The organism is Achromobacter sp. GbtcB20 (assembly GCF_019091095.1).
Classification (GTDB): domain Bacteria; phylum Pseudomonadota; class Gammaproteobacteria; order Burkholderiales; family Burkholderiaceae_B; genus Achromobacter; species Achromobacter mucicolens.
This window is the reverse complement of sequence record NZ_JAGXJZ010000001.1, coordinates 177,464-189,054: the sequence shown is the minus strand read 5'-3', so window position 1 is coordinate 189,054 and position 11,591 is coordinate 177,464. Positions and strand designations below refer to the sequence as shown.

Sequence of the window (11,591 nt, the reverse complement as noted above, 5' to 3'; positions counted from 1 at the left end):
ATAGGGGCCGCTGAATAAGCCTGGAAGAATCGCGCGGGGCGGCCAGGGCGCAAAGGCCTGGCCGCGCGCCGCGCGCCGCTGCGCCGGACGGCGCGTGCGGAAAAAAGCGGGCGGATCGTGGCGCGTGGCCTGCGCCGCCCTGGTTTCGAGCCGGCTTAGTTGGCCTGGCTGACCATCGTTTCAACCATCTCCCATTTGCCGTTCTTGACTTCGTAGATGGTGACCGAGATTTCCTTCAGATCGCCCTTGTCGTCGTAGGAAATGTGCTCGCTCGTCGCGCCCTTGCGGTTCAGCTTGGCCAGCTTGGGCAGATACTTTTCGGGTTCGGCGGAACCGGCCTGTTCGATGGCCGTGATCATGTTCCACGCGCCGTCGTAGGCGTACGGCGCGTACACGCCGGGGGCCTTCTTGAAGCGGGCCTGGTAACGCTGCTCGAAGTCCTTGCCCGCGGCCATCTTGTCCAGCGGCACGCCGGCCAGCGAGGCATAGGTGCCGTCGGCGGCGTCGCCCGCCAGCTTGATGAACGTGTCGCTGCGCGTCATTTCGCCGGACACCAGCGGCGCCTTCAGGCCCAGCGTGGCGAGCTGGCGCTTCATGGGGCCGGACTGCGCGTCCAGGCCGCCGTAGAAGATGGCGTCAGGCGCGGAGCCCTTGATGTTGGTCAGGATGGCCGTGAAGTCGTTGGCCTTGTCGGTGGTGTACTCGCGGCGCACGACCTGGCCGCCGGCGGCCTTGACGGCCTTCTCGACCTCGTCGGCCAGACCTTGGCCGTAGGCGGTGCGGTCGTCGATGATCGCGACCTTCTTGGCCTTCAGGTTTTGCACGATGAACTTGCCGACCGCGGCGCCCTGCTGGGTGTCGCTGGTCATCATGCGGAACGTGGTTTCGTAGCCCTGCTTGGTGTATTCGGGCGAGGTCGCCATGGCGATCTGCGGCAGGCCGGCCTCGTGGTAGACGCGCGATGCCGGGATGGTGGTTCCCGAGTTGAAGTGTCCCAGGATGCCCACGACGTCCTGGTCGACGAGCTGCTGGGCCACCTGCACGCCCACGCGCGGGTCAGCCTGGTCATCGCGCGAAACCAGCACGAACTTGGCCGTCTCGCCGTCAACCTTGATGCCCTTCTTGTTGGCTTCTTCGAGCGCCAGGTTCAGACCGTTCTGCATGTCCTCGCCGTAGTGCGATTGCGGACCGGTCAGCGGGGCGGCAAAGCCGAACTTGATGTCGGCGGCCTGCGCGGCGGCGGTCATGCCGGCAGCGGCGATGCTGGCGGCGAGGAGCTTCAAAGTGGTGCGCAACTTCATGGGGAATCCTCCGAGGTATCGGACTAAGGCCTTGTTATACCTGAGCTTTTAGCCAGGCTTTTGGTTTTTTACTACCGCGGGCCCAGTGATCTCCGGGTCCCGCGCATGCATTTTCTGCAGAGTCTGAAAGCCGGATTGCGGCAGCCAGACCAGAGGTGCGACCGGATTTTCGTTCCAGTGCAACCTAGCCCGATATTGGAGATAACCCTTGGATGCCCAAGGGTTACCCCTGGTGACGATTAACCGATCGTCATGAGGCTGGCGTTGCCGCCCGCCGCCGCGGTGTTGACGCTGACGGAACGCTCGGTCAAGAGGCGCTCCGGCACGTAGCTGGCGCCGGCCGCCAGCGCGTCGGACGTCAGGCCATGCACCGCCAGAATGGCGCCCGGGCGCCGCGCGATGCGCTGATTCAGCGCCTTGAGCGCATCGCCATCGCCTTCGAACAGCACCGCCTGGTAGTCGGCGTCGTCGACGTCGGTATCAGCCAGAATGCCCGCCTGGCCCTGCTGTTCGGCGTCCAGCGTCGCCAGCAGCGCCTGCGCGGCCGGCGTGTCGGCAAACCAGGCGTGGTTGCCAGTCAGGCGCGCCACGGACCACTGCGCACGCGCGCCCGCCTCGGTGGCGGCCACGCAGTACACGGCGCCGCGCGGCTCGACCATGTAGGTATTGGTCTCGCCGGTAGGGCCCGGCAAGGCGATGCGCTGCGGCAGCGGCGCCGCGGCGTCCAGCGCCGGCGGCAGGCCTGCGGGGCGCGTGCCGAGCAGGCGGTACATGTACAGCGGACCGCCCGCCTTCGGGCCCGTGCCCGACAGGGCTTCCCCGCCGAACGGCTGCACGCCCACCACGGCGCCCACGATGTTGCGGTTGACGTAGACGTTGCCGGCGTGAACCTGGCCCGTCACGTGCGCGATGGTTTCATCGATGCGGGTGTGCACGCCGAACGTCAGCCCGTACCCCGTGCCGTTGATCGCATCGAGCAGCGCGTCCAGTTCGTCGCGCTTGTAGCGGACCACGTGCAGGACCGGCCCGAAGACCTCGCGGGTCAGCTCGCTGACGTTGTCGATTTCGATGATGGTCGGCGGCACGAACGTGCCATGGCGGCATTCGCCGTTCAGCTCGACCTGGTCGATACGATGACCGGCCGTGCGCATGGCTTCGATGTGACGCTGGATGCCGTTGCGCGCCTCGGTATCGATGACGGGACCGACATCGACGGACAGGCGGTCGGGGTTGCCGACGGCGAGTTCGCGCATTGCGCCGCGCAGCATGGTCAGCACGTGGTCCGCGTTGTCTTCCTGCACACACAACACGCGCAGCGCCGAGCAGCGCTGGCCCGCCGAATCGAACGCGGAACTGAGCACATCGAACACCACCTGCTCGGACAGCGCCGACGAATCCACCACCATGGCGTTCTGGCCGCCGGTTTCAGCGATGAGGGGGATGGTGTGTCCGTTATCGTCCAGGCGATCGGCCAGCGTGCGGGCAATGATGCGCGCCACGTCGGTGGAACCGGTGAACATCACGCCGCGCACGCCAGGGTTGGCCACCAGTTGCGCGCCCACGGTCTCGCCGCGGCCCGGCAACAACTGCACGGCGCCGGCGGGAACGCCGGCCGCGCGCAGGATGGCGACGGCTTGCGCGGCGATCAGCGGCGTCTGCTCGGCCGGCTTGGCCAGCACGGTATTGCCCGCCGCAAGCGCTGCCGCTACCTGGCCGGTAAAGATTGCCAACGGGAAATTCCACGGGCTGATGCACAGCACGGTGCCCAGCGGACGGTGCGTGTCGTTGCTGAATTCCTGCTCGGCCTGATCGGCGTAGTAGCGCAGGAAATCAACGGCCTCGCGAACTTCCGCGATGGCGTTGGGCAGCGACTTGCCGGCTTCACGCACGATGAGGCCCAACAGGGTCTGCATCTGCTCTTCCAGCAATTGCGCGGCGCGGCGCAGGCACTGGGCGCGCTCGGCCACGGGCGTGGACTGCCAGATCGGCGCGGCGTTGGCGGCGGCGCGCAGGGCGACTTCAGCATCGGCGGAATCGGCTTCGATGACATGCCCCACCACGTCGCGCAGGTTGGCGGGGTTGCGCACCTCGATGGCCTTGGCGGCATCCCAGTGTTCGCCGCCTTCGCCCAGCATGGGACCGGCGCGCCACGGCGTGCCGGCGCTGGCCAAGAGCGCCGCCGACAGCGAGCCCAGGCGGTGTTCGTTGCTCAGATCCAGACCCGCCGAATTGGCGCGGGCGCCGTCTTGGGGATTGCCGTAGAGCTCGCGCGGCAGCGGGATCTTCTCGTGCGGCGCGCCCAGCGGCGTGATGCGCGAAGCGGCTTCCACCGGATCGGCAACCAGCGTCTCGACGGCAATGGAATCATCGCCAATCAGGTTCACGAACGACGTGTTGGCGCCGTTCTCCAGCAGGCGCCGCACCAGGTACGCCAGCAGCGTTTCGTGCGTGCCGACCGGCGCGTAGATCCGGCAGGGACGATTGAGCTTGCCCTGCGCCAGTGGGCCGACGACTTCTTCGTACAGCGGTTCGCCCATGCCGTGCAGGCACTGGAACTCGTACTGGCCGGGGTAGTAGTTCTGGCCGGCAAGCTGATAGATCGCCGCCAGCGTGTACGCATTGTGCGTGGCGAACTGCGGGTACACGGCTTCGGGCGCGGCCAGCAGCTTGCGGGCGCAGGCAATGTAGGCCACGTCCGTGTACAGCTTGCGGGTGTAGACCGGATAGCCTTCCAGGCCATCGACCTGCGCGCGCTTGATTTCGCTATCCCAATAGGCGCCCTTCACCAGGCGCACCATCACGCGGTGACGGCTGCGGCGGGCCAGGTCGATCACGTAATCGATGACGAACGGCGCACGCTTCTGGTAGGCCTGGATGACGAAGCCGATGCCGCTCCAGCCTTCGAGTTCGGGCGTGAAGCAAAGCGCTTCCAGCAGATCCAGCGAGATTTCCAGGCGGTCGGCTTCTTCGGCGTCGATGTTCAGGCCGATGTCGTAGCTGCGCGCCAGGATGGTCAGCGCCTTCACGCGCGGCAGCAGCTCGGCCATGACGCGCTCGCGCTGGGCGCGCGAATAACGCGGGTGCAGCGCGGACAGCTTGATGGAGATGCCGGGGCCTTCGTAGATGCCGCGTCCCGCGGCGGCCTTGCCGATGGCGTGAATGGCCTGCTCATACGACGCGTAGTAGCGCTCGGCGTCTTCGGCCGTGGTGGCCGCTTCGCCCAGCATGTCGTACGAATAGCGGAAGCCGCGCGATTCCATCTTGCGGTTGTTGGCCAGCGCCTCGGAGATCGTCTGGCCCGACACGAACTGTTCGCCCATCATGCGCATGGCCATGTTCACACCCTTGCGCACCAGCGGCTCGCCGCCCTTGCCGATCAGACGCGTCAGCGCCTTGGACAGCGACTGCTCGCTGCTCACGGCCACCAGCTTGCCGGTGATCATCAGGCCCCACGTGGCGGCATTGACGAACAGCGACTGCGAGCCGCCCATGTGCGACTTCCAGTCGCCGCGGGCCACCTTGTCGCGAATCAGCGCATCGCGCGTGGCGCGGTCGGGAATGCGCAGCAGCGCTTCGGCCAGGCACATCAGCGCCACGCCTTCCTGGCTGGACAGCGAGAATTCCTGGATCAGGCCTTCCACCCCGCCGCCGGTGCGCTTGCCGCGCAACTTCTTGACCAGGCCGGCTGCCATCGCATGCACCTTTTCCAGGTTGGGCACGCGGGCCTGGCCCAGCAGCAGCGGCACGCACTCGGGCTCGGGCCGGCGGTAGGCCGCCGTGATGGCGGCGCGCAGCACGGATTGCGGTTGCACGTCCTGGCCGAATTCGTAGAACGGCGGCGTGGGCGCGGAATGGGTGTCGGCCGCGTCGTCCTCGCCAGCGGCGTCGGCGCTCAGGTGCGACATCTCGGCGGGCAGATGGCCGCGCTCGATCTTGTCCAGATAGGAAAGGATCGCCTGCTTGTGCAGCCAGTGAGGCGTGCAGTTGAGCTTGTGGGCGGCGGCTTTCAGGCGGTCGCGGAGTGCGTCATCGACTTTGACGCCGAGGGTCGTGCTGGCCATAAGAGATTGCTTCCTGTCGCATGGCAAAGGTGTAACTGGGCCCGATCGGAACCCAGTAGGGGTAGGACCGTATGCTAGACAGGTTGCAACCGCGTTTGTATTAAGGTTAACCCTAGGTTAAACCCTAGTTAACCGATTGAGATCGCGGAGGTTATCCGGATCGTCGGGTCGGATCATTCCTTGAGCGCGGAACATCCCATCATCTGAACCGAGCCCGATCCCGCGGGCGTCTGGCCGCGGATGGCCGCCGCCATCACGCCGGCCAGGCTCACCACCGCGCGCTGCTGCGCGGCGATCAGGCTGGGGATCGCGTCGTCAGGCACGTCTTCGGTGACGACGCTGCGGCACAACAGGCCCGTGCCCTTGGCATCCACGGGGCGCACGCGCCAGGTGGCATCCAGCTGTGCCATGCGCCCGGACACCATCTCAAAGCGTTGAACGTCGGTCTGAATGCGCCAGATCGGCGCGCCCGGCCCGGGCTTGACCATCTGCACGTCCAGCGCGCCCAGCTCGCGCTTGAGCGCGTCGGACAAGGCATTGCGCAACTCGTCGCCCAGCGGCGAACTCCAGCGCTCGGAATACAGGGCGGAAATGCTGCCGTCGCCGGTGCGGACCATGAGTTGCGGCTGGTCGGCCTGCGTGGCAAGCGTGACGGGCTGCACCTCGATCAGGAACGAGGCGGAACCGGGCGCCGCGCCCGGCGCCCCTGCCCGTTCGGGCGTCTGCAGGGTGTAGTAGTGCACGGGCGGTGACGAGCCGCAGGCCGCCAGCGCGCCGGACAGCGCCAGAACGGCCAGCGCGGCGCGGCTGCGTCCGCGGGCAAACGGGGTTGCGAGGCAAGAGAGTCGGCTTTTCATGAGCGTCTAGTTCCTGACTGGGCCGGCGCCCGGGATGGGGTCGTCGCCTCTGCCGCGCAGCAGGGCTTCAGGGTTGGATTGCAGGAAGTCGGCCAGCGCCCGCAGCGAACGGGCGGCCCGGCTCAGTTCCTGCATGGCCCGTTCCGCGTTGACCGGCAGCGAAGCGTCGGTGGCCAGCAGCGAGTTGATGTTCGCCATCGAGTCCTTGGCCGCCTTGAGCGCCTTCTGCGCTTCGGGCGCCACCTGCTTGTCCAGGCGGTTCATCAGCTTGGACGTGCTGGCCAGCGTGGCGCGCAGGTCCTCGCCGATCTTGTCGAATGGAATCTTCTCGATCTTGGTGACGATGTTGGTGACCTGTTGCTGGAGCTGATCCAGATTGCCGGGCACCGTTGGAATGATCGCCGGTTCAGACATCTGGAACTCGACCGGCTTGGCGTTCGGGACGTTGTCCAGCACCACGTAAAGCTGGCCGGTCAGCAGGTTGGACGTGCGCAGTTGCGCTCGCAGGCCATGCCTGACCATCACCCCCAGCAAGCGGCCACCGGCCACGTCGCCTTCCTTGATCGCACGCTCGCGCACCTCTTCGTAGACGCGACCAAGGCGTTCGGGATACAGCGTGGCGTCCACCAGCGAATAGAAGCGCTTGGTCTCGGGGTCGAAGTCAAGCGTGATCTGCGTGACGTCGCCCAGCGTGATGCCGTTGAAGTCGATCGGCGCCCCCACGGCCAGCCCGCGGATCGACTGGTCAAAGCGCATGCGGATGGGGAAGGCTTCGCCGTCCGGGTTGGCCTTGGCGGCGGCCTCGGTGGCGTACAGGTCGAACTCGGAGTCCGCCTGGGCCGGCGTGTCGCCGTCGCGCGCGGTCTGCACGGTTGCAAAGGCCACACCGCCCACCGCCATCGACACGAGCGACTGGGTGCGCACCTTCAGGCCGTCAGCATTGACGCTGAAGTCCACGCCGCTGGCGTTCCAGAAGCGGGTGCCGCTGGTCACAAATTTGTCGTTGGGCGCATCGACGAATACTTCGACGTTCACGGCGCGGCCGTTCTCGTCCAACGCATAACCGATCACGCGGCCCACGTTGATGCGGCGGAAATAGACGGGCGATCCGATATCCAGTGAGCCCAGGTCCGATGCCTTGAGCATGAAGCGCTTGCCCGCGCGGTCGTGGGTCACGGCGGGCGGAGTTTCCAGGCCTTCGAAAGACAGCTTGGTGGCCCGTTCGGTGCCGTCCTTGCCCTCTTCCGCGTCCACGCCGATATAGGCGCCCGACAGCAGCGTGCCCAGGCCCGATACGCCGCTGACGTCCAGCCGCGGCCGCACCACCCAGAAGTTGGTGCCTTCGCGCGCCAGATCGGAAACGTCCTTGGCCAGCTCGGCCTTCACGACGACCTTGCTGCGGTCCGAATTGAAGCCGATGGATTTGACCGTGCCGATGTTCACGTCCTTGTAGCGAAGCTGGGTCTTGCCCACCTCCAGCCCTTCGGCGGTATTGAACGAAATCGAAATGTCGGGGCCTGCCTGCATCCAGGTCCGCACGACCAGCGACAGGCCCATCAATGCGGCCACTACAGGCACCAGCCAGATCCAGGAGATCCGGCTCTTCTTCTTGCGCGAGATCGCGGGTGACGCGAACTTCTCTTCACCGGATCCGGGTGCTTGCTCGGACATCTACTTTTTCCTTGTTCTGAGCGGAAAACAACGGCGCGAGGCCTTTCCTAGCCCGCTTGCTTGCCGGCGGCAGACGCCGGCGCATGCCGGCCCTCCACCGGCGCTGATTCGATTTCGGTCTGACCTTCCAGGTCCCAGCTACGGCGCAGGTCAAAGCTCATGGCCGCGAGCATGGTCAGGATGACGACCACGCCAAACGCGGCGGCGCCCGCGCCAGCGCTGATTTCCATCAGACCTTTGAAGTCTGCCAGAGCCGCCAGCAATATAACGACAAAAACATCCAGCATTGACCACTGGCCAATGAATTCAACCATCTGATACAACCGCGTACGCGCCCCCAGATTGGTTGTGCTACGCCACTGTTCGGTCAGTAACAGCAGGATCAGCGCCATCAGCTTGGTCAGCGGCACGGCCACGCTGGCAATGAAGACGATAAGCGCGATGTCCCAGGAACCCATTTGCCACAGCTCGACGACGCCGCCCAGGATGGTGTGCGCGCTGTCGCCAAGCAGCGAGTTGACGTTCATCACCGGCAGCACGTTCGCCGGTATGTAAAACACCACGGCCGCCAAAAGCAGCGCCCACGTGCGCGCCAGATGATCGGGCTTGCGGTAATGCACCACGGCGTCGCAACGCACGCAGTGATGGTGCGCTTCGGGATCGGCATCGCGCGGCAGGGCCTGCACCTGGCCACAGACGTGGCAACCGGTCAGGACGACGTCCGGCCCGGCCTCGGGCACATGCACGGGCACCACGTCGACGGATTCGGCATACCGCCACAGCACGTGCGGCGACAGCCTGCCGAGCATCGTGAGCAGCACGGTCAGGATGCCGAACGCGGCCAGCCCAATGCCCGGCGACACCGCAGCCATCCCGGCCAGCTTGACCACCGCGACCAGCACGCCCAGCAGAAACACCGGGACCATGCACCACGGCCGCAGCAGGCCCAACAGGCGCATCGCGCCGTGAAACCCGGCGGGCTCGCGGTGCTGCGACAGCGGCCCCAGCACCCACAGCAGCACGGTCAGCTGCAGCAGCGGCAGCGCAAAACCGGCCAGGCCGGTCATGATGGAGACCACCCAATGACCTTGGCGCCAGGTGATGGAAATGGCGTCCAGCAGCGAGGCCTGCTGGACCATGCCTTGCACGGACATCGACGCGACCGGGTAGGCGTTGGCCACCCCGAAGACGATCAGGGCAGTGATGGCGAGCGCCAGCCAATTGGACAAAGTAAGCCCGCTGTAGCGCCAGAGCACGGCGCCGCAGCGGGCACAATTGGCGGTCTCGCCAGGTTCAAGCTGATGTCGGCGATAAATGCTTGCGCAGTGTTCGCACTCGATCAGCGGCTGGCGGTCCGCGGTCATCAGTCGACGAGTTCGACTTCCTGCTTGTCCGGCGCGTCCGACGAAGGCGGCTTGCCGCTTTCGTCAAAATCCAGCGTGACCTTGCCCGACTCGTCCAGATCCACCGTGACCGAACCGCCGTCGACGAGCTTGCCGAACAGCAGCTCGTCGGCCAGCGCGCGCCGGATGGTGTCCTGAATGAGGCGTTGCATGGGACGCGCGCCCATGAGCGGATCGAACCCCTCCTTGGCAAGGTGTTCACGCAGGCGCGTGGTAAAGACTGCTTCCACGCGGCGCTCGTGCAGCTGGTCTTCCAGCTGCATGAGGAACTTGTCGACCACGCGCATGATGACCTCGTGGTCCAGCGCGGCAAACGGGATGATCGCGTCCAGGCGGTTGCGGAATTCAGGCGTGAACATGCGGCGGATTTCCGCCATTTCGTCGCCCACCATCCGCGAATTCGCAAAACCGATCGACGGACGGTTCAAGGTCTCGGCGCCCGCATTGGTCGTCATGATGAGGATGACGTTGCGGAAGTCTGCCTTGCGGCCGTTGTTGTCGGTCAGCGTGCCGTGGTCCATGACCTGCAGCAGGATGTTGAACACATCCGGGTGCGCCTTTTCGATTTCGTCGAGCAGCAGCACGCAATGCGGCTGCTTGGTGATCGCTTCGGTCAGCAGGCCGCCCTGGTCAAAACCCACGTACCCCGGCGGCGCGCCGATCAGGCGCGACACCGCGTGACGCTCCATGTACTCGGACATATCGAAGCGCAGCAATTCCACGCCCAGCGTGAAGGCCAGTTGGCGCGCCACTTCGGTCTTGCCTACCCCGGTGGGGCCGGACAACAGGAAGGCGCCGATCGGCTTTTCAGGCTTGCCCAGGCCCGAGCGCGCCATCTTGATGGCGGCGGACAGCGCGTCGATGGCGCCGTCCTGGCCGAACACCACCGTCTTCAGGTCGCGGTCCAGCGTGGCGAGCTTGCTGCGGTCGTCGTTGGAGACGGACTGCGGCGGAATGCGCGCGATCTTGGAAACGATGTTTTCGATGTCGACCTTGCCGATCACCTTCTTCTGGCGCGAACGCGGCAGCAGGCGCTGGGCGGCACCGGCCTCGTCGATCACGTCGATGGCCTTGTCGGGCAGATGACGGTCGTTGATGAAGCGGGCCGACAATTCAGCGGCAGCCGACAGCGCCGCGGCCGAATAGCGCACGCTGTGGTGCTCTTCGAAGCGGCTCTTCAGGCCACGCAGGATCTGCACGGTCTGCTCGATGCTGGGTTCGGCCACGTCGATCTTCTGGAACCGGCGCGACAGCGCGTGGTCCTTTTCGAAGACGCCGCGGTATTCGGTATAGGTGGTGGCGCCGATGCACTTCAACTGCCCGGACGACAGGGCCGGCTTGAGCAGGTTGGAGGCATCCAGCGTGCCGCCCGATGCGGAACCCGCGCCGATCAGCGTGTGAATTTCGTCAATGAACAGAATGGCGTCGGGGTTGCCGCGGATCTGCTTGAGCACGCCCTTCAGGCGCTGCTCGAAATCGCCGCGGTACTTGGTGCCAGCCAGCAGCGCGCCCATGTCCAGCGAATAGACCTGAGCGGCCTGCAGAACTTCGGGCACTTCGCCGCGCGTGATGCGCCAGGCCAGGCCTTCGGCGATGGCGGTCTTGCCAACGCCGGCCTCGCCCACCAGCAGCGGGTTGTTCTTGCGGCGGCGGCACAGCACCTGGATGACGCGCTCGACTTCGTGCTCGCGGCCGATCAGGGGATCGATCCGGCCCGCAAGCGCGGCGGCGTTCAGGTCGGTGGCGTACTGATCCAGCGGCGACTGACGCGAATCGCCCTGCTCTTCACCATTGGGCTGTTGCTCTTTCTGCACGGCGGCGGACTCCACCTGCGGCTGTTTGGTAATGCCATGAGACAGGAAATTGACCACGTCCAGACGCGTGACGCCCTGCTGTTGCAGGTAGTACACGGCATGCGAGTCCTTTTCGCCAAAAATGGCCACCAGCACGTTCGCGCCCGTGACGGGCTTCTTGCCCGTGCCGCCGGCCGAAACATGCATGATCGCGCGCTGAATGACGCGCTGGAAACCTAGCGTGGGTTGCGTGTCGACTTCGGCGCCGCTGGGGATCACCGGGGTGTTTTCCGAGACGAACTGGCGCAGGTTGCGGCGCAGGTCATCCAGGTTGGCCGCGCACGCGCGCAGGACCTCGACCGCCGAAGCGTTGTCGAGCAAGGCGAGCAGCAGGTGCTCGACGGTAATAAATTCGTGCCGGGCCGAACGGGCCTCGACGAAAGCCATATGCAGGCTGACTTCAAGCTCTTGAGAAATCACGCTTCCTCCGTAACGCATCGAAGCG

General features: G+C 65.8%; 6 protein-coding genes. All 6 read right to left on the bottom strand.

Annotated features, from left to right (window positions below):
- Positions 1-155 precede the first annotated feature (155 nt).
- Positions 156-1,301: a branched-chain amino acid ABC transporter substrate-binding protein gene (locus KVT32_RS00845; protein ID WP_056324296.1), complete on the bottom strand. Its 1,146-nt coding sequence runs from the start codon at positions 1,299-1,301 to the stop codon at positions 156-158.
- A 239-nt stretch (positions 1,302-1,540) separates the two neighbouring features.
- Positions 1,541-5,362 (bottom strand): trifunctional transcriptional regulator/proline dehydrogenase/L-glutamate gamma-semialdehyde dehydrogenase, encoded by a 3,822-nt coding sequence (gene putA, locus KVT32_RS00840; RefSeq protein ID WP_152384800.1) that lies wholly within the window; start codon positions 5,360-5,362, stop codon positions 1,541-1,543.
- Between the two features lie 173 nt (positions 5,363-5,535).
- Positions 5,536-6,219, bottom strand: a complete 684-nt coding sequence (locus KVT32_RS00835; protein WP_062840680.1) for a membrane integrity-associated transporter subunit PqiC — start codon at positions 6,217-6,219, stop codon at positions 5,536-5,538.
- A 6-nt stretch (positions 6,220-6,225) separates the two neighbouring features.
- The gene (locus tag KVT32_RS00830) at positions 6,226-7,890 is read right to left on the bottom strand and encodes an intermembrane transport protein PqiB (protein ID WP_152384801.1); all 1,665 of its coding nucleotides are present in this window, start codon (positions 7,888-7,890) and stop codon (positions 6,226-6,228) included.
- Positions 7,891-7,937: 47 nt separating this feature from the next.
- Positions 7,938-9,254 (bottom strand): paraquat-inducible protein A, encoded by a 1,317-nt coding sequence (locus KVT32_RS00825; RefSeq protein WP_062840678.1) that lies wholly within the window; start codon positions 9,252-9,254, stop codon positions 7,938-7,940.
- Complete coding sequence (clpA, locus tag KVT32_RS00820; protein ID WP_056324674.1) at positions 9,254-11,566, bottom strand: ATP-dependent Clp protease ATP-binding subunit ClpA; 2,313 nt, start codon at positions 11,564-11,566, stop codon at positions 9,254-9,256. The genes KVT32_RS00825 and clpA overlap by 1 nt, the downstream gene beginning before the upstream one ends.
- Positions 11,567-11,591: the final 25 nt, after the last annotated feature.